The following is a 26,451-nucleotide window of genomic DNA, read 5'->3' as shown; positions in this document are numbered from 1 at the left end:
GAATAGATTTTGCTAATATTAAGTTGGAGGTAGGCTATGAAGTGGAAATATTTAAGTTTTTTGTCAATTGCCTTTATGCTTGCTTCATGTTCAAACGCACAAATAAAATCAAACTACGAAAAAATGCCACAATATGTTAAGGAACAACCCTCTATAGAAGAGAGCAATAGAACAGCTTTGGGATCATTATGGAGCGATAGTTCTTCGAACCTCGCTGGCGATATAAAAGCATCTCATGTAGGAGATTTAGTAACAGTTGTTGTTAGCGAGCAAATTGCCAGTCAAAACACTTCTCAAACGCAAACCAGTGAAAACTCGTCAACAAATAGCGGTCTTACTACTTTGCTTGGCTTGCAAAATCGTATATTTAGTGCTCTTAACTTGGCAAATGGCGGCAACAACAATTTGGCAAATTTCGGCGGTTCAAACAGTTATAAAGGCTCAGGCACAAACCAATCAAGCAATACACTAACCGCAACAATTGAAGCGAGGGTTATTAAAGCATTGCCTAATAATAGATTTTTTATAAGAGGTGAAAAACAAATTTATACCAATGGCCAAGAAAACACTGTCGTGCTAACTGGAATTATCAATAAGTACGATATTTCAAGCTCAAACACAATAAATTCAGACTTGATTTCTGATGCAAAAATATTCTATAATGGAAAAGGCGTCGTAAGTAATACAAATAATATCGGATGGCTTGCAAAACTATGGGAACTCATAAGACCATTTTAAAATTTTTAGTATTTGTTTTAGTGTTTTTATACAGTTTTAATTCATACGCTATTGATGTTAAAGTTGGAGATATTACAAATGTTAGAGGTGTAAGGCAAAACCAGCTTGTAGGCTATGGGCTTGTGGTGGGGCTCGCTGGCACAGGCGATGGCACAAATGCAAAATTTACAATACAATCCGTTATTAATATGCTAAGGCGTTTTAATGTAAATTTGCCACCAGCTTTAACAGCAAGTTTACAAACAAAAAATATTGCAGCTGTAATAGTAACGGCCAACCTCCCTCCGTTTATCAAAGAAGGCTCACGTATTAGCGTAAACGTATCATCTATCGGAGACGCTAAAAGCTTGCAGGGTGGCACATTGATTATGACGCCGCTCGTTGGTGCAAATGATAAAGTTTATGCGGTAGCACAAGGACCATTGTCTATCGGCGGTTTTAGTTTTGGTACAGCTGGCGGCAATGTAAGGCAAAATTTTCCAACTACAGCATTTATACCAGATGGTGCTCTGGTGGAACGTCAAGTAGAGGTTAATTTATCCGGTATGAATAAGTTATATTTTGATTTAAATCATCCGGATTTTACTATGGCAAATCGAATACAACAGGCAATCAACTCTCATTTCAAACAATACATTGCACATGCCAATGATTCTGGTAGTGTAATCGTGGACGTGCCAGATTTATACAAGGGTGATGTTGTAGGCTTTGTATCAGCAATAAATCAATTGACAATTCAAAATGAAGTGAAGCCAAAAGTAGTTATAGATGAAAGAACTGGCACCGTGGTTATTGGCGGAGATGTTACAATAAATCCAGTAAGTGTATCACATGGTAATTTAACTGTAACAATAAGTCCAAACACGCAAGTTTCTCAACCTGCTCCACTATCTCAAGGTCAAACTGTAGTTACACAAAATCCAACCATTACGGTAAACCAAGAACAAAGCCATTTTTTGAATTTCTATAAAGGAGCAACGGTCAAAAACTTAGTAGATGCTCTAAATAAAGCCGGTGCTACGCCAAACGATATCATAGCAATCCTTGAAGCATTAAAACAAGCTGGCAGTTTAAATGCATCACTTGAGGTAATGTGATGAATGTTAATGCAATTAAAATTACTAATCAACCAGATAACGATAATCTGCAAAAGTTAAAAAGTTTGTCAAAAGAATTTGAAGCTATCTTTGTTGAAATGATGCTCAAGACCATGAAAATCGGTGAAGACAGCACACTTGGTAATTCGGCACAAAACAGTATATATCAATCAATGTATCAACAGGCTTTGGCGAATCAAATTGCTAACACAAGTAGTTTTGGCATAGCAAGCTCCATATTTAATGCACTAAAAAAAGAAATAGAAAATGTTAAAACGCCTACAATACAGCAACCTATAAATTTAAAACAAAATAACTATATTCCTTTCAAGTTAAATTTGCCAAAAGATATTATGAATGTAGTACAAAAAGCATCCGCGATGTATAAAGTGCCAGAAAAACTAATATTGAGTGTTATAAAAACAGAATCAAACTTCAATCCAAACGCTGTTTCTGCAAAGGGTGCGGCGGGATTGATGCAACTTATGCCACAAACTGCACAAAGTCTTGGTGTAACAAATGTATTCGACCCTGTGCAAAATATCATGGCTGGCACTAAATACTTAAGCAATTTAATCCAAAATCTTCAAAGTGTACCTTTGGCTTTAGCAGCTTACAATGCAGGTCTGGGTAATGTTAAAAAATTTGATGGTATACCACCATTTAAAGAAACTGTTCAATACGTGCAAAAGGTAATTTCTTATTATGAGAAAGCTTAAATTTTTCGGCAACCATCCGATACCTTTTAAAGGAGGTGAAAAATGAAAATTTCAGATATATTAGGTTCAAGTATAGATTCTATATTAAACCATAAAAAAATTCAAAAAAATACTCAAATACAAACTACACAAACAACTGACTCAAAAAATAGTAACACAGTGCAAGATAGCATTAATATATCTAAAACAGCTAAAATTCTTTCTAATTTATCAGATTTAGAAGCTAATCACCAAAAACGCCTTGAGGCTGTCCAAAAAGCGTATGAAAATGGTACTTATAATCCAGATTTGACAAATTTAGCTAAAAGCATATTAGAGGAAATAAAGAATGGATGAGCATCTTGACAGTTGTATACAAACTGTAATTAAAAATTATGAACAATTAATTGAATTGTCACAAAAAGAGAGAGCGTGTCTGATTACAATTGACATTGATGGAATTTCTTGCATTTTAAAAGAAAAAGAAAACTATCTGCGCTCAATAACTAATTGTCTTAGCCGGATAAAAGAGATGGATACTCAAAAAAACCAGCTATTAAAATACAAAAGTAAAATAATACAAATTTCAAATAAATTCTTATATGAGAATAGCATAAATGCTAAAATAGCTCAGCAACACTTAGCTTTTTCGAGCTCGATTCTAAATTTTTACTCAAACTTTATGCAGCTAAATCAAACTTATAATAATAAAGCTTCCGTGCCATATAAATCAAACTTTAACAGGATGGTATAAATGCCCTCAATTTTTAATGCATTAAATATTGGTGCAAGTGGCTTAAATGTTGCTCAAAATGCTATAAATATAACCGGAAACAATATCTCGAATGCAAATACACCTGGCTACACGAATGAATCTCCAACGATTACAGAAAACTACCCTATAAATACGCCCACCGGTCAGTATGGTCTTGGTGTAAATATTCAAACAATAACTTCATCGCGCAATCAATTGCTTGATAATACGCTCAACCAACAACTAAATTCACAAGCTTATTATCAAACCTTAAATGATAACTTATCTCAAATACAGAATATTTTTAATGAAACAAATGGCAGTGGGCTAGATACCGCTTTAAATAATTTTTTTAGCTCATGGCAATCTCTATCATCTAATCCTGATTTAGCAACAGCTCGTCAGCAAGTAATACAAAATGGTCAAACGTTAGTGCAAGCTATTCAGTCAAGTTATGGTTCTTTGCAACAATTAAATACCAGTTTAAATTCGCAAGTGGTTTCAAGTGTAAATCAGATTAATACGATTACTCAGAATATAGCTAGCATTAACAACGAAATAAAATTAGCTGCTCTATCGCCAAACCAATCGGCCAACACACTAATTGACCAAAGAAATCAACTTGTCCAACAATTGCAAAAAATAGCCAATGTTACAGTTTTGAACAACACATATTCTCCAGGCAGTCAAAATCAATCAATAAGCGACAATCAAAGCGAAATGACTATATTATTGGGTGGCGCAACTATCGTTTCTGGCATAAACTCTACTAATCTTACCACACAAACAATAAGTAATGGACAAAATGTAGGTGTTGTAGCCAGCGGACAAATAATAACAAATAAAATTACAGGCGGAAGTTTAGGTGCAGTCATACAACTTGCAAACCAGACTAGCCCATCTGGTTCTAATACGCCTACTACACAAGGTACACTTAACTATATGGATACTCTAAATACACTTGCAAATTCAATTATTAACCAAGTAAATATTATTCACTCAGGAGGAAGCGGCCTTAGTGCATATACACAAACGCAGGGCACTTACGCTATCACAAGCTCAACAAACCCAATTAGCCAATCGGAGCAAGCTGGTGTTAACTTACCAATAAAAGATGGCACATTAAGTGTAAATATTTACGATTCAAATAATAATCTTGTAAATACAGTTTCTATACCCATTGGTGCAAGCGATGCATTTGATGATATAAGCATTAGGTTTAATAATGCTCTTGGTCAGTACGGCATTTCAATGAATCTATCTGGCATAGCTCAAGGCAATGTCCAGATTATATCCAATAGCAACTATAAATTTTCATTTGCTGGCGATACTTCAAACTTTTTGGCAGCTGCTGGAATAAATACATTCTTTACTGGCACAAATGCTTCAAATATAGCTGTAAACTCTGTTATCGTAAATGACCAAAGCAAAATTGCAGCAGGCAAATCTCTATCACCTGGTGACAACACAAATGCTCTTGCTATCGCAAACCTGCAAAATCAAAATGTTATGGACGCAAATACCCAAACTATAAATCAGTACTATGAGGCTTTTGTTGGTCAAATTGGTTCACTAGCTAAATCAAACCAAAATATATTAAATTCTCAAAATTCTATGGTAGGACAAACACAAAGTATGGTACAGTCCCAAGAAGGTGTATCTTTGGATCAAGAAGCAGCCAACCTGATTAAATACCAGATGGCGTATCAGGCATCTGCTCAATTTATAGCTATTGTTAATCAAATGACACAATCTTTAATTAATATGGTACAATAGAGAGGGGTTTTATGAGAGTTACAAATTCAATGTTGTTTAATAACTTTTTGTCTAATATAAACAACATAAACACTCAACTCTACAATACCCAAACCCAAATGGCTACGGGCAAAAGCATAAATAATTTATCTGATAACCCAACAGCTTTGTCACAAGTGCTTTCGATTAATGATATACAATCGCAATTTACCCAATACACGTCAAATATTAATTTAGCAAATTCCACCCTTTCGGCTCAGGATACTGCTACACAAAATATGAGTCAACTTTTGCAAAATTCCGGTTCTTTGGTTGTGCAGGCTGCAAATGCTACGAATGACACAGCAAGCAACACAGCGATAGCTCAACAACTGCAAGCAATGGAAGCCGAAATAAAAAACAGTGCAAATACAATGTTTGGCGGAAATTATCTATTTAGCGGCTTTTTAACAAATACAGCGCCCGTGCAAAATGTTACGCAACAGGTGGCAATTATAAATAATGCTTCAAACAATGCTTTTCAAATTACTACTTCAAAAAACTTTGGAGATTTAAACCAGTTTCAAAGTGGTACTTATACAGTTAATATTACTTCAGGAAAACTCTCAATTACAGATAGTAATGGAAATTTAATACCAATAAGCTCTGACGGAATTGACAGATCAAGCTCAGAAGGAGACCAATTATCCAACTCCACGGATGTCTCAAGCCTGATTCAAATAGGCGGTTGGTTTAATACAGGCAGAGGCGTAAAAATTTATATACCAAAAGGCGCAAGTGGAAGTTTTACCTTTTCTTATTCTCCAGGTGGAAACAATGTTTATATGGGAGATAACAACAATCTTTCTATAGCATACTCAAACGGTTTAACAACACCGATTACTATAAATGCTAAAGAACTGTTATACCAACAAAATCAAACTTTGCAGTCAAACAATCAGCTTTTAAACTCCTCAAATGACCCTGCAACTGCTCAAACAAAACTTGTGGATCTGCACTTAGCAAATTCTTTGTCAAATGTATCCTTACAAACAGGCCAAACAATAGTGCTAACAGGCACAGACCACAACGGCAACATAGTTTCTGGAACATTCTCTATTGCAAACAACTTAGCTACTGCAAGCCTTAGTAACTTTTTAAGCTTTATTACACACTTAAGCACAAAAGAATTGTTACAAAATAATAAAACCATAACTCTTTCAGGTGGTACAATTGCAAACGGTAACACAACTATTAGCCAACTTACAAATGGTAGTTCAGTCATAATTAGAGGTTTGAGTCATTCTGGTGGAGTGAGCACAACAATATCATTTTCTGCTAACACCACAGTTTCTGCAATGCTTGCAAGCATCGGTAGAATATTTAATGTTACAGCTACCATAAACCATGGCATAATACAAATTGCAGATAATAAAATAGGTTCGAGTGTTTTAAATATTGCAATGCAAACAAAAACTTCATCAATGCCGGTATTTGGCTTATTTAACTCAATAAGCCACGGGATCTCAAACGCATTTTTAGGAACAGTGTCTGCAACTATCCAGCATGGTCAAATTGTAATTCAAGACCTACGAGGTGGCACAAGCAAACTCAATTTATCAATTAATGTTCTTAATAGTAATAGCGCAAAAAGCGCAGCTAATATATTTGGCGTGTTTAACACTATACAGCAAGGCGGTGGTATAGATGTATTTGATGCATTTGACAATGCCCAGGCTGCAATACTTGGGCAAAGTGTAAATCAAATCTCAAAAGCAACAGGCTTTAGCGCAGGCTCTACGCTTGTACCAACAGTTTCTGGCTACTATACGGGCAACAACTCAGATACATGGACATTTAGCGTATCTGGCGCATCAAGTGGTATTTCATTTCCACATACAATTACAATTACAAACTCAAAAAACCAAAATATCGGAAAAATCACAATGGGCGTTACAAGTGGTATATTTCGAATAACCGTTTTAGACTCAAAGAACAATACATATGCTTCTTATTCAACATCTGGAACTTCAAATAATGCTATTGCAAGTTTTTTAAATACCACACAAATCCAGCTACCAGATGGATTAAATTTAACTTTGGCTTCACAGAATGTAACACCTTTATTAAAAGATGGCGATTCATTTTCCATTAAACTTACAAATATGCTTCAACAATCAATAACCAACATTCAAAACTCATTATCTCAAGTAGATGCAAATCGATCAGTTATTGGAGCCTACGAGCAACGCATGCAACTTGCTCAAACGCGCATAAATAATACTTCTTTGTCAAACTCTCAAACTCTATCAAACCTTCAGGATGCAAATTATGCCCAAGTAATAAGCAACTATGAGCAAGAAGTTACCATAATGCAAGCACTACTACAGAGTTTTGCAAAAGTAAATCAATTGAGTTTGTTTAATTATATATAGATTTAAGCTACTTGAAAATAACCATCTATGCCTAATTTGTCTGTATATTCTAATATTTCATTCCATTGGTAGTTAACTAGTTTGTGAGCAATTTCTGGGTAATTAAAGGCTTTATAAGCAGGAAAATACTGCCTCATTAAGGAGACCGTTGGATGTTCAATATTACTTGCAATCCAATCTAAAACCTTTTTGGAATTGCCTATATTATTTGGAATAACTAAATGTCTAATTATTAAACCACTACTGGCTATCTTGTTTTTTATTGATAAATGTCCTTTTGTTTGCTGCATCTTTAAGATAGATTTAGTTGCAACTTCAAAATAATCGCTTATACCAGAATATTTATAAGATAAATCATTATCTGCATATTTTAAATCAGCTAAGTAAATATCCACAAAATCTTTCAAATATTCAATAATTTCTGGCTTATCATAAGAGCTTGTATTGTAGCAAACTGGTATGTTAAAGCCTTTTCGCCTAGCAATTCCAATGGATTTGCAAATCAAATGAACAAAATGAGAAGGTGTTACCAAATTAATGTTATGAGCTTTTCTATTTTGCAATTCTAAAAAAATATCAGCAAGTGCATATTCATCAATTGTTTTGTAAGCGCTTTTTAACTGACTTATTGGATAATTTTGACAAAACACACAGGCCATATTGCAACCTGCAAAAAACACAGTACCGCTACCATAATTTCCGCTAATTGGAGGTTCTTCGCCAAAATGTAAATTAAAACTCGCTATTTCAATTTTATTGTTTGTTTTACATAAACCAGTTTCAATATTGCGATTTAACTTGCAGTTTCTTGGGCACAATCTGCAAGAAGTACCTACAAGTTTTTCAATATCAAGCAAAGCCAAGCCACCTCATGTAATCTTCGATACCAGATTCTATATCGTACTTTGCTACAAAACCCATTTTACTTGCAGATAAATTCATATCAGCCAATGTTTGGTCCTGATAAAATTGAGTGTAGGGATTTTTTATATATTCTGGTTCTAAGTTTGTTTTTAAAACTTTATTTAAAACTTCCACAATTTTATTGAAAGTTGTAGGTTTACCAGTGCCCACATTATAAACACCGGATGGTGCTTCCATAGCTCGCAAGTTTGCCTCAACCACATCTTTAACATAAATCTGGTCTCTAAATTGCTCCCCAAATTCAAATATACGGGGTTTTTTACCTTCTTTCATTTGAAGTGCCAATTGATAAATCATGCTCGCTGCTTTGCCTTTAAAGGATTCTCTTGGTCCATATACATTAAAATATCTTAAACCAACACATTCTATTTCATAATTTTCTGTATATTTTTTTGCCATATTTTCTAAAATATACTTTGAAAAAGCATAAGCATTCTTTGGATCTCTTTTTGAATCCTCATTCATGGGAATAGTTCCTTTGCCATAAATGCCCGCACTTGATGCATAAATCACTTTTGCTTGAGAATTTACAGCAAGTTCTAATACATTACGAAAGCTTTCAATATTGCTTCTAAGCATTTCCTTATCATCTGCAAATGTTGTATCTGTATTTGAGGCTTCATGAAAAATATAATCTGGCTCAAAGTCCAAATAGTGCTCCCAATCAATATTTTCTTTTGAAATATCAAGCAACACTAAATCACCTTCGTAGTTTTCTAAATTCTTATAGTAACCTTTTGAAAAATCATCAACAACAGTGATATTGTCAGCTATCTTTTGAAAATACAAAGCTAAGTTTGAACCAATAAAACCAGCTCCCCCTGTGATGAGTATATCCACAAGCACCTCCATAAACAAAAAAAGGAGAGGTTTTTAAAAACCCCTCCCAATTAGACTTTTTTAAAACTTAAATTACTTAATTCCTGCCCACTTCTCAAGCATATCTGTGGTAACAGATTTTGGCCTTTCAATTGCATATCCAAGTGCTCTATCCCACACAAGGTTGGCAAGAACACCTAATGCTCTTCCAATTCCAAACAATACTGTGTAGAAATCATACTCTACAACACCATAATGCCACTGGATGCAGCCAGAATGTGCATCAACATTTGGCCACGGATCTTTTACTTTGCCCAGTGAAGACAAAATCGGCGGAACTACTTCATAAAGCATTGAAACAACCTGGAAGATTGGGTCATCTTTTAAGTGCTTTTGTGCAAATTCCCTTTGTGCCATATAGCGTGGGTCTGTTTTTCTTAGAACTGCATGACCGTATCCTGGTATTACCTGACCGCTTGATAGTGTTTCTTCTACGAATTTCTTTAATTCTTCTTTGGTTGGAACCTTTCCACCTAGTTTCTTATCTATGGTTTCTTGTATCCACTTTAATACTTCCTGGTTTGCAAGGCCGTGTAATGGTCCAGCAAGGCCTCCCATGGCAGCAGAATATGAATAATATGCATCAGACAATGCAGATGCTACAAGGTGAGCAGTATGAGCCGAAACATTGCCACTTTCATGATCTGAGTGCAGTATAAAATACAATCTTGCAACATCATCATATGGTCTATCAATGCCCATCATGTTTGCAAAATCACCACCCAAGTCTAAGTTTGGATTTGATGGTATATGTGTATCACTCTTGTATTTCATTCTATATATATATGCACCAAGTGAAGGTAACTTTGCCATCAAATCCATTGCATCTTCATACATTGGCTCCCAGGCTGTGTTTTTGTTAAATTTACCAGCATTGTAGTATGCTGCAAATTTTGACTCTCTTTGCATTGCCAAAATACCAGCTGCAAACATGGTCATTGGGTGAGTATCCCTTGGCATAGCCTTTAGAGTATCTTTTACATACTCAGGTAAATCTCTTCTTTTTTTGAACTCTTCTGCTACTTCTTTAACTTCTTTTTCTGTTGGAATTTCGCCTGTTAGCAGTAAATAAAAATGACCTTCAACATAAGGCATCTCGGAACCCGGTACTTTTGGCAATTTTTCTAATGCTTCTGGGATTGTGTAACCACGAAACCTAATTCCTTCTTCTGGGTCCAGGTAAGAAATATCAGTTACCAAAGATTTAATGCCTCTCATCCCACCAATAGCCTGCGAGATCGTAACCTCGTCAATTTTTACATTACCAAACTCTTTGTTGAGTTTTGTGATGCGCGGCCTGTGCTGAGCGATTTTCTCAGCTAGTTTTTCCTTCAAAAAAGACATAATAAAACCTCCTTACGTAAAATTTCTAATTAACAATTTACTCTAACTAAGTTGTTTGTCAATATGATTCTATCCAAATTTATAAGCAACACCAAAGCCACCTCTTGGGTATCTCCATGTAATATAATCACAGGCAATCCTGCAAGTACCGCATTCCACACATGCATCGTAGTTTATAGATAATTTTTGCTCTTCTTCGTCGTAAGTATAAACGCTGGCTGGGCATACATATGTACAGGGTCTACCCTGGCATTTTTTGCATGCTTCAGGGTCACTCACACCTAAATGGGAACCTTCTTCGTCTACATTATAACCGACTAAATATAATTTATCTTCTATCCTCATCCTAATTTCCTCCATAACGTAAACATGTCTTTGGCCAAATTCCAATAACCAAATTCTTTCTTAACTTTCTCTTTAATGCCTTTAATTTTATCAGGTTTTGAAATACCATCAACATTATAAATATTATACATAGAATCTATTATCAACTGCGGATATTTTGTTAATAAGTATCGTTTTTCTTCAAGAAGATGAGGCAAGTTTCGATACATTTTGAGATCTTTGAGTACAAAAGATTCTTCCATTTTTGCTTGATATCCACTCAAGGCTTTTGAGCTAAAATCACTTTTTTCTCTTGCTTCCAAATATGTACGTGCCGCTAATTTTCCAGATTCAATGGCAAGATTTGAGCCTTCTCTGTGTACGCTATTGACAAGCATCGCTGCATCACCTACTGCCATAAATCCATCTGTATAAAGCTTGGGTACAGCGTAATAACCACCCTCTGGTATCATATGAGCCAAATATTCTTTTGTTTCTCCACCCGCGATCAAAGGCGCAATGGCAGGATGCGTCTTGAATTTTTCAATTAAATCATTTGGATTTACTTTGTGCTCTATCAAATCCTCGATAATTGTGCCAACGCCTAAGGATATAGAATTCTTATTTGTATATATAAAAGCCATGGTTTCCATACCTTCAAAATATGGACCTGTGATTTCAATTGTTACACCTTCTGAATCATTTGACACACCAAACCTGTCATTAATTACGTTTTCCGGTAAGCCAATAATCTCTTTCACAGCTATTGCAACTTTATTTGGTGTAATTTTTTCTCTTAAACCTAAAGATTTTGCCAAAAATGAATTTACGCCATCTGCTGCTATTACGCAATCGCAGTATAAGTCACCATCTGGTCTATCCGTTTTCACACCAACAACTTTACCATTTTCAACTATTGGATCTTTTACCACAGTTTCATTTATAATTAGAGCACCTGCTTCCTGGACTTTTTGTGCAAACCACTTGTCAAATTTTGCCCTGAACACACTAAAACAATTATATGGTTCTTTGTTATATTTATAGCTTTTAATCCCTGTAGAAAAAACTGAATCTTCAGATAAAAACCACACTTTCTGCTCAATTATGTGCCTTTCTAGTGGAGCTTCTTTATAAAAGTCAGGCATTAGATCATCTAAAGCTTGTCTATAAAATATACCACCCATTACATTTTTTGAGCCAGGAAATGTGCCACGCTCGATAATTGCTACGTTGACTTTTGCTTTAGCTAAAACATAACCTGCAGCTAATCCAGCAGGCCCAGCACCTACTATAACAACATCAAAATCCTTTTTTCTCATATTCTCTCTCCCTATTTTTGCAACTTTTGTTTAAATATTTCTGTCATCTTTGGCAATACTTGCAAACAGTCGCCTATAATACCGTATGTCGCTACTTCAAATATTGGTGCTTGAGGATCAGTGTTTATTGCAATTATAATATCTGAGGATTTCATACCAGCAACGTGCTGCACTGCGCCAGAAATACCTGCTGCAATGTAAATTTTTGGGTGAACAGTTTGACCGGTTTGCCCCACCTGTCTTGATTGTGGTGCCCAACCCGATTGAACAACTTTTCTCGAAACCGCCCATGTACCACCAAGCGCAGTTGCCAAATCCTCAAGAATTTTTAGGTTTTCTTTCTTACCTATTCCTTTACCACCAGCAACTATTATTTCATAAAAACTTAAGTTTACTTTTTCTTCGCCTGTTTGAATTTTCTCAATAATTTTTTTGACTATTTTGTCTTCTGTAATATCATACTTATCTTTTATTATTTCCGGAGTTGTAGGACTCTTCACAGCTTTAAAAACACCAGGTCGCACAGTTGACATTTGAGGTCTATTGTCTGGACAAAATATTGTAGCCATCAAGTTACCACCAAAAGTAGGACGCGTCATTAAAAGGTTTTTATTGGATGGGTCAATATCAAGGGCTGTGGTATCAGCCGTTAAACCAGCAGAAAGCTTTGTTGCAACTGTGCCTGCCAAATCTCTGCCAAGCGTTGTCGCTCCTATTAAAGCTACTTCAGGTTTATATTTATCGATTAAATACACGATTGCATCTCTCCATGGTTCAGTTCTATATTCTTTTAATACAGGATTTTCAATAATATAAAACTTTTTTGCGCCATATTCTCCAACCTCTTTTGCAAATTGCTCTGTTTTATCGCCAACAGTAAAGGCACACACCTCACAATTTAAATCTTTTGCAAGTTCTGCACCTTTGCTTAGCAATTCCAAAGACACTCTTTCTATTTTACCTTCATTGTGCTCTATAAAAACCCATACATTTTTATATTGTGAAATATCTTGCTTAATCATCTATCCACCCCTTAAACCTTTCCCAACTGCTTAAGCATTGGCTCTATTTTTACATAAACTGAACTAATTATATCATCTAAACTACCTTCAATAATTTCTCCACGCTCTCTTTTTGGAGGCGTAAATGCTTTTTTAACTTTTGTAGGCGAATTTTTTAAACCGCATTGAGATGCGTCTATTGTTGTATTTGTCGAATTAAGCAAAACCACAGGCGTCTTAGCTGCTTTTATAAAGTATGGTAAGGGAGCAAACCTTATATGGTTAAGCGTTTCTTCTGTAGTAATCATGCATGGCATCGGAACCTCTACAGTCTCTGTACCTCCTTCTAAAAGCCTAACAACCTGAATTTTTTTTGCGGAAGGGTCAACCTCTTTAATTTCAACTGCATATGTAACCAAAGGAACATCAAAGCGTGTTGCTATACCTGGGCCAGTTTGAGCTGTATCTCCATCGATTGCCTGTTTTCCTGCCCAAAATATATCAACTGGACCAATTTCTTGTATCACTTTTTGAGCACCAGCCCACAATGCATAACTTGTAGCCAAGGTATCAGAACCTGCAAAAACCCTGTCGCTTAGTAAAAACACATTGTCTGCACCCATAGCAAGTGCTTTTTTTAAAGCTTCATCTGCCATAGGAGGGCCCATACACAAAACAGATACACTACCACCAAATTTGTCCTTTATCTGGACTGCTGCTTCAATAGCATGCGTATCAAACGGGTTAATTATAGCTGGTACGCCTTCTCTTATAAGTGTACCGGTTTCATAATCAACCCTGACTTGAGCCGCATCTGGAACTTGCTTAATAAAAACTAATGAATGCACTCAAAACCTCCTTTTTGATTTTGCCATATAGTTATTTTATTTTTATACAAAAATAAAAATATGTCAAGCACAAAGTGGAATATTATCCGATTTTTGTAAACTTTACTCCAATATCGGCTGGTTTTGCAAAATACAACCAGGAAGTAACAATAGAATCAACACCGGTTTTTGCGTATTCTACTACATTGCTGTCGTTAATGCCGCCAGCTACAGCAATTTTTATGGAATTATTAATTTTTCTTAAAGATTCTGTGGCTTGTTTGGTTTTTTCTATATCAAATTTATCAAGTTGTAAAAATTCAATACCAGCTTTTGCCAAATAAATTGCTTCATCAAGATTTTCAACTTCAACACACACCGTTTTATCGTAAGCTTTGCGTTTAATCTCGTCTACTTTGGTAAGTAACTTTTCAAAACCACCCATAAACATGATATGCTCTTTAAAAATCAAAATACTTTCTGATAAACCAAGTCTGTGGACACTTGCTCCACCGCTTAAAATTGCTTTGATTGAAAGTTTTTTTGCAAATGGAAAGGTTTTTCTTGTTGTGGCTACTCTGATACTTGGATTTTGGCTTTTTGCCAATTCTACAAAATTTCTTGTTTTTGTAGCCAAACCACTGGCGTGTTCCATTAAATTGGAACAAATCCTGTAGCAACTCTGTGCATTTTTGAAATTTCCATATGCTGAAAGCAACAATTGACCTTTATTGACAAAACTCCCGGATGGCACAAGTGTTTCTATCTTTAAATCAAACCTTTTCAATACACTTTTTGCTTCTTCACTTGCACAGACTACCAGATCCTGCCTTGCAATGAACTCTAGTTTACAATCACCATCAATGTCTAAAATATCAGTTGTCAAATCGCTGTAGGCTAAATCATCGCTAATTAGTTTGTCTATTTCCTCACATGAAAAATAAATCATTGAAACTCCCAAAATTAAGCTTCAAAACCGTAAGTTTTTAATATTTCTTTTACTTTATTTGATTTCATAAACTCTAAATACTTCATTGCTTCATTTTTATTTTTTGACGATTTAAGTATAACCATTGCTTGGTTTATTGGCAAGTATAATTTCTTATCTACAATGCAATAATTACCACTTTTTTCATTTATTACCAATGAAAGTGGCAAAAAAGCCATAGATACACTTTTTGTCTGAGCAAATTGCAACACTTGAAGCGCATCTTTTCCTTGTGCAAACCTTTTTTGAGTCTCGTATAGCAAATGTGAGATTTCTAAAGCCTGCATTGCTGCCTTGCCATATGGACCAAGCTCTGGGTTAATTATACCAATATAGCCTTGAAATTTACTTACGTTTTCTAAACAACTTTGTTTGTTTAGCTTTTCAAGGTTTGAATATAGGGCAAGCACACCTTTTGCATATACAAAGTATGAGTTTTCTAAAGCAAAACCCTCTTCAATAAGTTTTTTGGGATACATTGTATCTGCCGATATAAAAATATCTGCAGGATAGCCATTTTTTATCTGTTCAAAAGCTGCGCCAGCAATAATAGGTATTGCTGTAATTTCGATATTTCCATTTTGCTTTTCAAATAACGAATTAATTGTTTTTATGGGTCCTTGCATACTCGGTGTATAGACTATCACAAGCTTTGAAGCAAAACTCACATTACAAAAAAACAAAAAAGCAAAAATAACAAATAAATTATGGCGTAGCATACCCAAATTCTTTAAATATTTCTTTTGCTTGATTTGATTTAATAAAATCTACATACTTTTTAGCCAATTCTTTTTCATTTGAAGATTTTATTACAACCATTGCCTGTTTTATAGGTTTGTATAAATTTTGGTCAACTTCACAATAATGACCTACATTTGATTTAATTACCAAAGCCAATGGTATAAAAGCTATTTGAGCGCTACGCGTTTGAGCAAACTGTTGAGCCTGTGATACATCATTTGCAAAAACTATCTTATGCTTTAGCCTGTCATAAATATTGGCAGATTTTAACGCTTCAATTGAAGCTCTTCCGTAAGGTGCAAGTTTTGGGTTTGCAATTGCAATATGCGATACATTTCCATCAAGACAAGTGTTTATACAATCTTTGTCCAATTTTACATTGCTATTTGTCCAAATTACCAGTTTACCGATAGCATATATATAATAATCATCACCAAAACCTTTTTTTATCAGCTCTTGTGGATACTTTGCGTCAGCTGACATAAAAACATCTACAGGGTAACCATTTGTAATCTGCTGATAAGCAGCGCCAGATACAAGTGGTATGGTTACTACTTTAACACCCTTATTTAACTTTTCAAACTCTGCATTGATTGGTTTTATTACTTTGTCAAGGTTTGGCGCAATCACAACTTTTAGTTCATTTGCATAAGACATATGAACAAAAAAAATAACAAATAACACAGTAAGTAACTTTTTCATCATACACCTCCTTTTTGATATATAGTATTTTATATAACGTTAATTGTCAAGCAAATATTTTTTAAATATGAAATATATTAAATTTTAAGCTAACGTAAGACTTGAAAACTAAATAAAACTTTTCAGTCTATCTTTAATAAATTCTTTTGGTATTACACCAGATTTTTTGCCACCTATATCAAAAGTCCTGCAGGCATAATTAACTTCTTTTGGTTTTTGCATTGTATAAATATCAACACCATCAATATATATGGATGGTGATCCCAAAAAATTTACTTCATTAGCTTTTTCAAGTGTTTCCACATCAATTTTTTCAACATTAATACTTAAATTTAATTCTTTTAACGCTTCCATCAAATTGTTATAAGTAGGCTCAGAATTTGGACAACCGCTAAAAAACAAAAATTCTATCTTTTTCATAAGCTCTCCTGTATATTTTTACATGCATGCAAAAAACTCTCAAGACTTTCTTTTAAATTTGTTAAAGATACGATCCAGAGTTTGAGTTCTGCTTTTCCTTTATCTGTTAGCGTGTAGATTTTTTTGTAATTACCTCTACCTTTATCATTAATGTCGCAAGATGAAACAATAAGGTGATCTTTTTCCATAGCGTTTAATGTTTTGTAAATATAGCCAAAGTCACCCACATCTTCATACTTTATACCCATATCCTGGAGTGCTTCTATAATTTTAAAGCCATGTCTGGGTCCTTGAGTTAAAATATACAACATAAATGCCCTCAAAAACCTGGGTGGGCGCTCTGCTGGGTAGTTTTCACACCATCTTTTGATTTTTACTGACGGTTTTGTTTCATTTTCTACATTTTTCATAGCATCATTCTCCTATTAAACGATCAAATTCTTCCTTAGTGATAGGTTTTGATAATAAAAATCCCTGCATGGCATCACAGCCTAATTTTTCTAACATATCAAGTTGCTCTTTATTTTCTATACCTTCTGCTATTGTCTTTATACCTAAATTATGTGATAAATAAATAATTGTTTCAACAATAGATTTTGCTTTTGAATCAAAAAGCATCTTTCTTACAAAAGATATATCTATCTTTATATAATCAAATGGTAGCTCACTCAAATAAGACAAAGAAGAGTAACCTGTACCAAAATCATCCAAAGCTAATTTTATATTGTAACTTTTAAGCGAATTCAAAAAAACTTTATAATATGGCAAATCTTCTATAAATGTACGTTCAAGCATTTCAATCACAATCAAAGAAGGGTCAATTGAGTATAAATTTATTATAGAAGCAATTTCATCTATAAATCTTTTTTGTTTAAAACTTATTGGTGAAATGTTTATTGATATAGGTATTTTATTTTTTCTTAAGCTAATACTTTGTGCTATTTCATTTTTTAACCATTCTTCAACATTCAAAATAAGGCCCGTTTCTTCTAAAAAAGGTATAAATTCTAAAGGCGGTATAATTTTATCACCTTTTTTCCATCTCAGCAAACATTCTGCCCCTATGATTTTTTTTGTTTTTGTATCAAAATAAGGCTGATAATATACCAAAAATTCCTTATTAGAAAGTGCTTTTGTTATATTGTACCTAAGTGAGAGTTTTTCTTTTGCACTATCTTCTACTTCCTGTCTGTAAAAACCCAATGCCCCTTCTCCTTTTTCTTTAGCATCCGATACTGCAATTTCTGCTTTTTCCAAAAGTACTTTTGGGTTTTTTGAATCTTTTGGATATAAACTCACACCCGCATTAAAAGAGAGTTTTACCATAGTACCATTTATATTATAATCATCACAGAGAACTTTTATTATGTTTACCATTAAAACTAAACTATCTTCTTCAAATGAAAGATCTTTAAGTAAAACCGCAAATTTATCCGATTCAAGCTTTGCAACTATATCAATTTGCCTTACTATTTTGCCCAATCTCTCACCTATTGCTTTAAGAAGATCATTGCCAAATTCAAAACCATACGCTTTGTTGATGTTACCAAAATTAATAGGATTTATAATGGCAATTGCTCCGATTTTATCTTCAATTTCTGCACGTTTTATAAATCTTTCAATGTAATCTATAAAAGCCTGACGTTTTGGCAGATTGGTTAAAGCATCAAAATTAGTTAAATAATTGATCTTTTCATAGAGAGTTTTTTCTTTTGATATATCTTTTGCAATACTCACATAGTACTGTATTTGATTATTTTCTATGAACGGTACAATACTAACAAGTGCACTAAAAAATTTTTCATCTTTTGTTTTGTAGGTTACAACATCGGAAAAAATTTTACCAGAAGCTAATGTTTTGTAAAAGTTTTTTGTAAATTCCTTGCTGTGTGTTTTTGAACTAAAAATAGAATGGTGTTTTCCAATAACCTCATCTTTTGTAAAACCAGTAATTTTTTCAACAGCTTCATTTACATATACTAGTCTAAAGTTTTTATCCATAACACCAATTAAATTTTCATTTCTATCTATTGCAAGCATAACAATATCACGCCATCGTTGAGCTTCTATATTGTCAAGCGCATAGTTTATATCCAGTGTAATTTCTTTTAATAATTCGTATATATTTTTGTTGAAAAAGTTTGCTTTGTCAGATAAAGCTACAATAGCACCAATTGATTTATTTTTTTTAATAATAGGTATAGAACAGCATGAACGCATACCAATTTTTGCAGCTTCAGTATTAAAGGGTCGCAAATCTTTTGTATCTGCATCATTTATTATGTAAACACGTTTATTTTTAACGGATTTAAAAAAGGGAAATCTATGTAGATTAAATTTATCATTATCTTGAGTTTTCAAAATATTGAACTGTTTAGATACAAAATCTAAAAAAACCTGATGGGATGGATTTTCTAAGCTTGAAGCACCTATATAAAAATTGTTGTTTTCATCAGTTAATGCTACATACGCAATTTTAAATTTTGCATACTTGATTAAGATTTCGGTTATTTTATTAAATATTGCTTCTTCTTTTTTTTCATACACAAGCAATTGATTGATTTCGGACAAAGTAGCATATATATTTGACAAATTTTCTATTGTTTGAAGGTGCCTTATTTCTTTTGTTACGTCTCTTGAAAGATCAACAAACCGACTTACTTTACCATTAACTTTAACAGGTATAATCAATGAATTAAGATAAAATAATTCACCCTTTTTATTTTTATTTACAAAAGTACATGTACAATTTTTTCCATTAAGCAAACTATCCCACATATTTTTATAAAACTTATCGCTGTGATATCCAGATTTAAAAATAGAAGGTTTTTTATTGATTAATTCTTGTAGATCGTATCCGGAAATATCACTTACCGCTTTGTTTGCGTACTCAATTGTGCCATCAGCAAAAGTAATTAACACCCATTCTGAAGAAGACCATATAGCCTTATCCAGGATGGTTTTGTATTGTTGATCCCTTATTTTCTGGAGCGCAAAACTTATATCAGATTTTATTTCTTCCAATATATCTAAATATTTTTCATTAAATTGGTTAATAATTTTTGAATGTAACAGTAATACATACTCAATACTTTGATTAAACATTATAGGTATTGCGCAAGCTGATAAGATATCATGTTTTTTAAAGTAATCAATCCAATAGTACATTGATTCATCTGAATTGACATTTGCTACTAACGCAATTTTACCTGTTTGTATAGCTTTTGCCACAGTTCCCGTGCCGTATGGCAGGTTTTGATTGGCCGATATTTTTAAAGCCTTAAAATCTTCTAAAATTGATTCATTTTTAGCATTTAAATATTTTATTATAAAATCTCTATTTTCATTTATACAACCAACACTTGCAAGCTCAAAATCCAGCTTTTCAACCAAAATTCTGCAAACGCTTTCAAATAACTCTGCTTCATCGTTTACAAATGTAATTAGTTTATTTATCTCTTTTAGTACAAAATAAAGTTTTTCAATTAATTTTTGATCTGTAATATCAACAAGTGTGCCAAAGGCTACATACTCATTTTTGTATTTAATAGTATTTGCAGATAAATTTACATAAATAATACTTTTGTCTTTTTTTATCATTTTTATTTCGCTATAATTTGAAGAAAATTTCTCTCCACTAAAGCGTCTTTGTAAGATATCGTTTATTTTGTATCTATCTTTTTCTTCATAAAATAAGTCAATGGGGTTAATATTTTTTATTTCATCAAATGTATATCCCAATATATCTAAAGCCTTTTTGTTTGCATAAATATAAGAATTTTTACCAAGCATGTAAACACCAACAGGCGATTCATCTGATAATAATCTAAACAAATCAAGTGATTGTTGCAATTGTACTTGCAAATTAAATACATCTGTTAAATTTTCTACAAAACCAATATTTTTATAGGTATTGCCGTCTTTTTCAAGTATATAGACATTGTTTTTTAAATATAAATATGAACCATCTTTTGTTAGAAACCTGTAGGTACAGCTTGTTGATTCATCGGTTTTTAAAGCGGATAATTTTTCTAAAATAGTATGCTTGTCGTCTTCGTGAATTTTGCTAAACCAAAATAATGGATCTGATAGTTCCTCTTTTGTATAGCCCGTTAAGGATTCAACATAAGTATTTTCCAGTAAATCAATGCTTATTATTTCTACATTTTCGCCTTTTATACTAACTATTGATTCATAAATAATTATGGGTAACTTTTTAAATAATACATCTTTCATATTTTCGAACTTTTCTTACATAACTAAATTTATTATAGCAAATTTATTGAAATGGGCAAATTTTTAAAATTTAGAGTTGCCTTTCAAAATCACCTGATTTGCCACCACTTTTTTTAAGCAGATAAATATCTGTTATTTCAATTGATTTATCTATAGATTTACACATATCGTAAATAGTTAAAGCAGCAATAGAACAGGCACACAAACTTTCCATTTCAACACCCGTTTTTGCTGTTATTTTTGCAGTAGAAATAACTCTTATTGTACAATCTTCGTCGTTTAATTCAAAATCAATGTTTATTTGCTCAATATTTAATGGGTGGCACATCGGTATCAAGTGTGGCGTTTGCTTTGCACCCATTATGCCTGCTGTACTTGCCACAGACAATACATCTCCTTTTTTAACTGTACCTTCTTTAACTGCAATGTATGCTTGTTTAGATAGTCTAACAATAGCTTGCGCGCTAGCAATTCTAAGCGTTGCCTCTTTGTTTGATACATCTACCATAGTAGGCTTATTTTGCTTATTAAAATGCGTAAATTCCACTTTTTATCCTCCAATATTAGAAAAAGATTGATGGATATTTGTTGTAAGCAATTGATGTTGTTTTGGTTTTTTTGTTATAGACTTTTTTAGTAATTCTTTTATTTGTACTAGATCTTTTTGTTTTAAAACATCTTTAAAATTGATTTTTATATCGTGTCCAAGGCACAGTATCAGATTTCCATCAGAAGAAAGTCTAATTCTATTGCAAAAAGCGCAAAAATTGTGAGATAAAGGTGTAATAAAGCCAACGCGTGTATTTTCAATTTCGCAATATTGACTTGGCCCATTTGTTTTATAGCTTGTTTGTCTAAGACTGTGTTTATTTTTAATTATACTTTTTATTTCATCTATGGATACAAAATTTTCTTTAAAATTTTCATTAAAATCCGTTGGCATATATTCTATAAATCTTATCTCGTAATTTCTTGATATAGCAAAATTCAGTAAATTTTCTATGCACTCAATATTGTAGGTACGCATAATTACGCTGTTGATTTTCGTATTTGTAAAACCTGCCTTATCAAGTTCATCGAAACCTGACATTACATCGTCTAAATTGCCAAGCCTTGTAACTGATCTAAATTTATCTTTATCAAGCGTATCAAGACTAACCGTAACTCTATTGAGTCCGCTTTCTTTAAGCAATTGTGCATAGTGTTTTAGCAAACTACCGTTTGTTGTAAGTGATATATCGCTATAGCCAATATCTTTTAACATCTTGATAAGCCTGTATATGTGCTTTCTAACCAAAGGTTCTCCGCCGGTTAATTTAATTTTTCTAACACCAAGATCATATGCGGCTTTTGCAAACAGCACAATTTCTTCATAAGTCAAAATCTCGCTCATATCTTTGAAAGGTACACCTTCAAGCGGCATACAATACACACACCTGTAATTGCATCTGTCTGTAACGGATATCCTTAAGTAATCTATTTTTCTACCAAAAGGATCTATCAACTGTTCCACTTTTTTATCATCTCCAAAAAATGCTCATAATCATTATACAGTACATCCGATATGCTTGTAAAGCCATAAGCACCAATGCCTTTTATGCTATCTATATTGGATAACTTTATGCCACCTATAAGGTATGCTGGCTTTTTGGATAAACTAACCATTTGTTTGGCAAGTTGTGGACCAATTACCACTGTGTCTTTTGTGCTTGTTTCAAATATTGCCCCAACACCGATATAATCTACAAAATCAACTTCCGGGCTTAAAACTTGCTCTATAGAGTGTGTTGATAAACCAATGATAAAGTTATTAGGCACGATTTTTCTCAAACTTGATGGTGGTATATCATCTTGCCCCACATGAACACCATCTGCGCCAACAATCAAGGCAATATCTACCCTATCATTTACAATCATCAAAACATTGGCCTGTTTTGTAAGACTTCTTATTTGAAAACATTCATTTAGCATTTGCTTGCTTGATAGATTTTTTGCCCTGTATTGAATCATCTGTGCGCCAAAATTTAATAGCTTTTTGCATGTGCCTATACTATCTGTTTCAAGCGTTATGCCATAGAAACCTTTTGGTAAATCCATAGTGCTACCTCATATAAATTTTTAAATATGTAAGATGCTTTTGTTGTTGATTTATACTTTTTGCCTTCTCCAGTTAATACCAAAATTGGCTCAATATCCGCATTTAAGCCTAGCTCAATATCCGTTTCTTTATCACCTATAACATATGAGCCTTCTTTTTTTATATTAAAATCAGCAATTGCTTGATCGATTAAAGCTGTTTTTGGTTTTCTGCAAGCACAATTATCTTCAGGTAAATGCGGGCAATAGTAAAAAGCATCTATCAAATTCGAACAACGTTTGTTTATTATCTCGTGAGTTTTTATTACAAATTCTTCGCTAAAATAACCGCGCGCAATACCTGATTGATTTGTAACTACTATAATTTTATAATGCATCTTGGCAAATAACTCAAGAGCTTTTTTTGTGTAAGGCAAAAGTCTAATATCACTAAAGCGCTTCAAATACCCCGGGTCTTTAATAATTGTACCGTCTCTATCCAAAAAAACTGCTAGGTTTTCCATTTATTGTGCATCCATAAGTATTTTGTTGGCTCTTTTTTTATCCAATCTTCAAATTCTGCGTAAATGCTACGCATTATTGTATATACGGCTTGCCTAAATGGCTCATCTTTTGGATATATAGGTTTTTTTATAACTATCTTGTATGTTTTGCCTTCTTCTTTTAAATATGCTGGCAAGATTGGCGTTTTATTTTTGTATGAAAGTATAGCTATGCCTTCTGATGATTTTGCCTTTTTTCCAAAAAAATCCACTTCTAAACCTTTTGAGCCTCCATACTGATCTGCAAGTATTCCAAGTATCTGATTTTTTTTAAGCATATTTAAAAATTCAAAAGTTGAAAGCCTGGATGATACAATATTATTGCCACAAGACTGTCTTAAATTTAAAACAAGCCTGTCAAGAGCCATATTATCAAGTGGTCTTACCATTACATTAATTGATTGCTTTAATACAGCAAAACCACACACAAGCATCTCAAAATTGCCAAAATGGGCAGTTGTAAAAATAACGCCTCTATTATGCGCTAAAACTTCTTCAAAGTTTTCCAATCCTTCTATCTTAAAATGTTTTTCTATGAATTTTTTATTCCCCAGATATTTAATGTTTATCGCAACCATTTTAGCAAAATAAAGGTAAGTTTTAAAAAGTATATTTTTTGCTTTTGCTCTATCAACACCTAAGGCTAATTCAATATTTTTCAAACCAATTTTTCTTCTGCTTGTCAAAATAAAATACAGCAAAATACTCATAATGCTAAAAAAACAAACTAATATATGATATGGTAAAGCTCTAAATAATCTAAAAATAAATTTCATTTTAAAATAAGCCTTTCATACAAGCTTTCCAATTTATCTATTTTTTTTTCTATTGTCAAATGTTCTGTTGCAAATTTATAAGCATTATTTATCAAATTGCTATCTTTGCCAATATAGGCTTTAATTAAGCCATCTGATAAGCTTTTTTTTGTAGGCTCAACCAAAATTCCTCTGTGGTCTTCGAGTAGTTCTGGTATAGCACCAATATTTGTACCAATAACAGGTACTTTTCTAAAAAATGCTTCTATTATAACATTGGATAGAGCCTCTTTTAAAGATGGCACAACCAGATAATCAAACGCGCTCATAAAGCGCCCTGCATTTTCAACAAGACCATATATTTTTACTCTGTCTAATATACCAAGCATTTTGCATTTGTCTAAAAGATTGTGCGTATCTTTGCCTATTATTGCAAGCGTGGCATTTAATTTTGAAACAGCAAAAGATTCAAGAAGCAAATCATGGCCTTTGTAGCTTGAATAATTTGCAATAATACCAAATACAAAACCATCTAAACCAAGATATTGCCTTGCAGCTTTTCTATCTATATATTCAAGTGAGTTTTGATCTATGGCGCTATAGATTATATGAATCTTTTTTTTACTTATAAAAATCTTTCTTAGTGAGCGTTCAACTGCCATAGCATTTGCAATATACGCATCAATTTTTGGGTTTAGATATTTGAATAAATTTTGTGGCGTAAAAATAACACCGCGTTGGACAACTAGTTTTTCTTTTTTCTTAAACCCAACAGATTTTAAACCTATTGCATGACCTTTTGGGTGGTGTGTATGAATTATATCAATGTGTTGTTTTTTTAAAAAATCCTTTATGATTTTTGCAGATCTGTTATTATCATTAAAAATTTCTATAATTTCACAATATCCATCAAGATTTTTGTAAACATAAGAATCTTTAATTGTTGCTACAAAAACTCTATGGTTTCTTCTAATGAGCTCTTTAGTATTTAATACAACCTGATTTGCACCACCAGAAAGAGAAAATGCTGGTTCTATTTGCAATATATTCATTTTTTCATTTTCGAAACATGCTCGTGGTGTTTTATAAACTCCACAATGCCTTTGTAGTCATCAATGTGCCTTGTTGGTACACCAAAGTGCCTTTGAGGCTCATCTGTTACAACAAGTATAACATTTTCTATACCACTTTGTACAAGGGGCGTATAGCTAAATTCGCTTCTATAGACTTCAATTTTTGGTATATCCTCAAGCTTATAGCCTTCTACAAATACATAATCGCAATTATCAAAAAAAGATAAAATCTCTTTGAGCGCTTTTTCTTTATCAACATCTTGAATTAATGCCCATTTATTTTGAGATGATATAGCAACACAACTTGCCCCAGCCGATTTTAATCTATATGTATCTTTACCCTTGTGATCTATCTCAAAATCATGCACATCATGCTTTATAGCTCCTATCAATTTATTTTCTTTTTTAAGCTCAGCTATAATATGTTCTATTAATGTAGTTTTTCCTACATTAGAATGTCCAATTACGCCTAACACATAACTCATTTTGAAACCTCCAAAAATCATTATATGAGTTAATAAAGATTAGTCAAACTTTAGCTTTTGCTGTGTTGCTAATGTTAATTACAATGAGATTTTTCTTGCAAATTTGTATTTTTTGTGTATATTACCTTAATCTAAGAGTGACATTTGAGGAGGTTTTAGACAATGTCAAACTTATTGAGCAAAAGCTTTAAAACAGCAGCATTAGCAGTGGTAGTAGCATCAAGCTTAACACTTGCGTCTTGCCAGAAAAAACAGGCAACAAACGCAACTAACACTACAAACACTACCAATGTAACTAATGCAACAAACGCAACAGCTGCACCAGCTAATGCAACAAA

27 protein-coding genes are annotated in these 26,451 nt (G+C 33.2%); 7 read left to right on the top strand and 20 right to left on the bottom strand.

Annotation, left to right across the window (positions count from 1 at the left end; translation table 11 throughout):
- The first annotated feature begins 36 nt into the window (after positions 1 to 36).
- From ACP5FO_RS03120 to flgL, 7 genes are read left to right on the top strand one after another with little or no spacing between them, the layout of a single operon-like run.
- Positions 37 to 738, top strand: coding sequence for a flagellar basal body L-ring protein FlgH (locus ACP5FO_RS03120; RefSeq protein WP_428157008.1), 702 nt, complete (start codon positions 37 to 39; stop codon positions 736 to 738).
- Positions 714 to 1,835 (top strand): flagellar basal body P-ring protein FlgI, encoded by a 1,122-nt coding sequence (locus ACP5FO_RS03115; protein ID WP_428108770.1) that lies wholly within the window; start codon positions 714 to 716, stop codon positions 1,833 to 1,835. Before ACP5FO_RS03120 ends, ACP5FO_RS03115 begins: the two co-directional genes overlap by 25 nt.
- Positions 1,835 to 2,554, top strand: a complete 720-nt coding sequence (locus tag ACP5FO_RS03110; protein ID WP_428108778.1) for a transglycosylase SLT domain-containing protein — start codon at positions 1,835 to 1,837, stop codon at positions 2,552 to 2,554. Before ACP5FO_RS03115 ends, ACP5FO_RS03110 begins: the two co-directional genes overlap by 1 nt.
- Positions 2,555 to 2,596: 42 nt before the next feature.
- The gene (locus ACP5FO_RS03105) at positions 2,597 to 2,890 is read left to right on the top strand and encodes a flagellar biosynthesis anti-sigma factor FlgM (protein WP_428108785.1); all 294 of its coding nucleotides are present in this window, start codon (positions 2,597 to 2,599) and stop codon (positions 2,888 to 2,890) included.
- Positions 2,883 to 3,287 (top strand): hypothetical protein, encoded by a 405-nt coding sequence (locus tag ACP5FO_RS03100; RefSeq protein ID WP_428108788.1) that lies wholly within the window; start codon positions 2,883 to 2,885, stop codon positions 3,285 to 3,287. The genes ACP5FO_RS03105 and ACP5FO_RS03100 overlap by 8 nt, the downstream gene beginning before the upstream one ends.
- Positions 3,288 to 5,063 carry a flagellar hook-associated protein FlgK gene (gene flgK / locus ACP5FO_RS03095; protein ID WP_428157007.1) on the top strand — a complete coding sequence of 592 codons (1,776 nt, stop codon included), beginning with the start codon at positions 3,288 to 3,290 and terminating at the stop codon, positions 5,061 to 5,063. It begins immediately after the preceding gene.
- An 11-nt stretch (positions 5,064 to 5,074) separates the two neighbouring features.
- Complete coding sequence (flgL, locus tag ACP5FO_RS03090; RefSeq protein ID WP_428157006.1) at positions 5,075 to 7,456, top strand: flagellar hook-associated protein FlgL; 2,382 nt, start codon at positions 5,075 to 5,077, stop codon at positions 7,454 to 7,456.
- Between the two features lie 2 nt (positions 7,457 to 7,458).
- Here the strand turns inward: flgL and ACP5FO_RS03085 are convergent, their stop codons facing one another.
- The 20 genes from ACP5FO_RS03085 to mobB form a co-directional block, all read right to left on the bottom strand.
- A complete protein-coding gene (locus ACP5FO_RS03085; protein WP_428157005.1) occupies positions 7,459 to 8,319 on the bottom strand; it encodes a radical SAM protein in 861 nt (286 codons plus the stop codon).
- Positions 8,306 to 9,220 carry an ADP-glyceromanno-heptose 6-epimerase gene (rfaD, locus tag ACP5FO_RS03080; protein ID WP_428108810.1) on the bottom strand — a complete coding sequence of 305 codons (915 nt, stop codon included), beginning with the start codon at positions 9,218 to 9,220 and terminating at the stop codon, positions 8,306 to 8,308. Before rfaD ends, ACP5FO_RS03085 begins: the two co-directional genes overlap by 14 nt.
- Before the next feature lie 72 nt (positions 9,221 to 9,292).
- Positions 9,293 to 10,603: a citrate (Si)-synthase gene (locus ACP5FO_RS03075; RefSeq protein WP_428108815.1), complete on the bottom strand. Its 1,311-nt coding sequence runs from the start codon at positions 10,601 to 10,603 to the stop codon at positions 9,293 to 9,295.
- Between the two features lie 69 nt (positions 10,604 to 10,672).
- A complete protein-coding gene (locus tag ACP5FO_RS03070) occupies positions 10,673 to 10,948 on the bottom strand; it encodes a ferredoxin family protein (protein WP_025392642.1) in 276 nt (91 codons plus the stop codon).
- Entirely contained in the window at positions 10,945 to 12,246 is a 1,302-nt protein-coding gene (locus tag ACP5FO_RS03065; protein ID WP_428108820.1) for an FAD-dependent oxidoreductase, read from the bottom strand. Before ACP5FO_RS03065 ends, ACP5FO_RS03070 begins: the two co-directional genes overlap by 4 nt.
- A gap of 11 nt (positions 12,247 to 12,257) precedes the next feature.
- On the bottom strand, positions 12,258 to 13,268 hold the full coding sequence (locus tag ACP5FO_RS03060; RefSeq protein ID WP_428108825.1) for an electron transfer flavoprotein subunit alpha/FixB family protein: 1,011 nt from the start codon (positions 13,266 to 13,268) through the stop codon (positions 12,258 to 12,260).
- A gap of 11 nt (positions 13,269 to 13,279) precedes the next feature.
- Positions 13,280 to 14,095: an electron transfer flavoprotein subunit beta/FixA family protein gene (locus ACP5FO_RS03055; protein WP_428108830.1), complete on the bottom strand. Its 816-nt coding sequence runs from the start codon at positions 14,093 to 14,095 to the stop codon at positions 13,280 to 13,282.
- 82 nt (positions 14,096 to 14,177) lie between these two features.
- Positions 14,178 to 15,023 carry a ModD protein gene (gene modD, locus ACP5FO_RS03050; protein ID WP_428108834.1) on the bottom strand — a complete coding sequence of 282 codons (846 nt, stop codon included), beginning with the start codon at positions 15,021 to 15,023 and terminating at the stop codon, positions 14,178 to 14,180.
- Between the two features lie 14 nt (positions 15,024 to 15,037).
- Positions 15,038 to 15,709 carry a molybdate ABC transporter substrate-binding protein gene (gene modA, locus ACP5FO_RS03045; protein ID WP_428157004.1) on the bottom strand — a complete coding sequence of 224 codons (672 nt, stop codon included), beginning with the start codon at positions 15,707 to 15,709 and terminating at the stop codon, positions 15,038 to 15,040.
- Between the two features lie 58 nt (positions 15,710 to 15,767).
- The gene (gene modA, locus ACP5FO_RS03040; protein WP_428108844.1) at positions 15,768 to 16,505 is read right to left on the bottom strand and encodes a molybdate ABC transporter substrate-binding protein; all 738 of its coding nucleotides are present in this window, start codon (positions 16,503 to 16,505) and stop codon (positions 15,768 to 15,770) included.
- Between the two features lie 108 nt (positions 16,506 to 16,613).
- Entirely contained in the window at positions 16,614 to 16,925 is a 312-nt protein-coding gene (locus tag ACP5FO_RS03035) for a DF family (seleno)protein (protein WP_092127765.1), read from the bottom strand.
- Positions 16,922 to 17,335, bottom strand: coding sequence for a PadR family transcriptional regulator (locus tag ACP5FO_RS03030; protein ID WP_025392649.1), 414 nt, complete (start codon positions 17,333 to 17,335; stop codon positions 16,922 to 16,924). Before ACP5FO_RS03030 ends, ACP5FO_RS03035 begins: the two co-directional genes overlap by 4 nt.
- 4 nt (positions 17,336 to 17,339) lie before the next feature.
- The gene (locus tag ACP5FO_RS03025; protein ID WP_428157003.1) at positions 17,340 to 21,161 is read right to left on the bottom strand and encodes an EAL domain-containing protein; all 3,822 of its coding nucleotides are present in this window, start codon (positions 21,159 to 21,161) and stop codon (positions 17,340 to 17,342) included.
- A 70-nt stretch (positions 21,162 to 21,231) separates the two neighbouring features.
- Positions 21,232 to 21,708, bottom strand: a complete 477-nt coding sequence (moaC, locus tag ACP5FO_RS03020; protein WP_025392651.1) for a cyclic pyranopterin monophosphate synthase MoaC — start codon at positions 21,706 to 21,708, stop codon at positions 21,232 to 21,234.
- A gap of 3 nt (positions 21,709 to 21,711) precedes the next feature.
- Positions 21,712 to 22,674 (bottom strand): GTP 3',8-cyclase MoaA, encoded by a 963-nt coding sequence (moaA, locus tag ACP5FO_RS03015; RefSeq protein WP_428108858.1) that lies wholly within the window; start codon positions 22,672 to 22,674, stop codon positions 21,712 to 21,714.
- Positions 22,662 to 23,258 carry a thiamine phosphate synthase gene (gene thiE, locus ACP5FO_RS03010; RefSeq protein WP_428157002.1) on the bottom strand — a complete coding sequence of 199 codons (597 nt, stop codon included), beginning with the start codon at positions 23,256 to 23,258 and terminating at the stop codon, positions 22,662 to 22,664. Before thiE ends, moaA begins: the two co-directional genes overlap by 13 nt.
- Positions 23,228 to 23,761: a D-glycero-alpha-D-manno-heptose-1,7-bisphosphate 7-phosphatase gene (locus ACP5FO_RS03005; RefSeq protein WP_428108866.1), complete on the bottom strand. Its 534-nt coding sequence runs from the start codon at positions 23,759 to 23,761 to the stop codon at positions 23,228 to 23,230. Before ACP5FO_RS03005 ends, thiE begins: the two co-directional genes overlap by 31 nt.
- Complete coding sequence (locus tag ACP5FO_RS03000) at positions 23,749 to 24,510, bottom strand: lysophospholipid acyltransferase family protein (RefSeq protein WP_428108872.1); 762 nt, start codon at positions 24,508 to 24,510, stop codon at positions 23,749 to 23,751. The genes ACP5FO_RS03005 and ACP5FO_RS03000 overlap by 13 nt, the downstream gene beginning before the upstream one ends.
- A 62-nt stretch (positions 24,511 to 24,572) precedes the next feature.
- On the bottom strand, positions 24,573 to 25,607 hold the full coding sequence (locus ACP5FO_RS02995; protein ID WP_428108878.1) for a glycosyltransferase family 4 protein: 1,035 nt from the start codon (positions 25,605 to 25,607) through the stop codon (positions 24,573 to 24,575).
- Positions 25,604 to 26,113: a molybdopterin-guanine dinucleotide biosynthesis protein B gene (gene mobB, locus ACP5FO_RS02990; RefSeq protein WP_428157001.1), complete on the bottom strand. Its 510-nt coding sequence runs from the start codon at positions 26,111 to 26,113 to the stop codon at positions 25,604 to 25,606. The genes ACP5FO_RS02995 and mobB overlap by 4 nt, the downstream gene beginning before the upstream one ends.
- Between the last annotated feature and the right edge of the window lie 338 nt (positions 26,114 to 26,451).

This window comes from Desulfurella sp., assembly GCF_049977265.1.
Lineage (GTDB): Bacteria > Campylobacterota_A > Desulfurellia > Desulfurellales > Desulfurellaceae > Desulfurella.
Note: the sequence above shows the minus strand (reverse complement) of the source record. Positions and strands in the feature narration are given on the sequence as shown.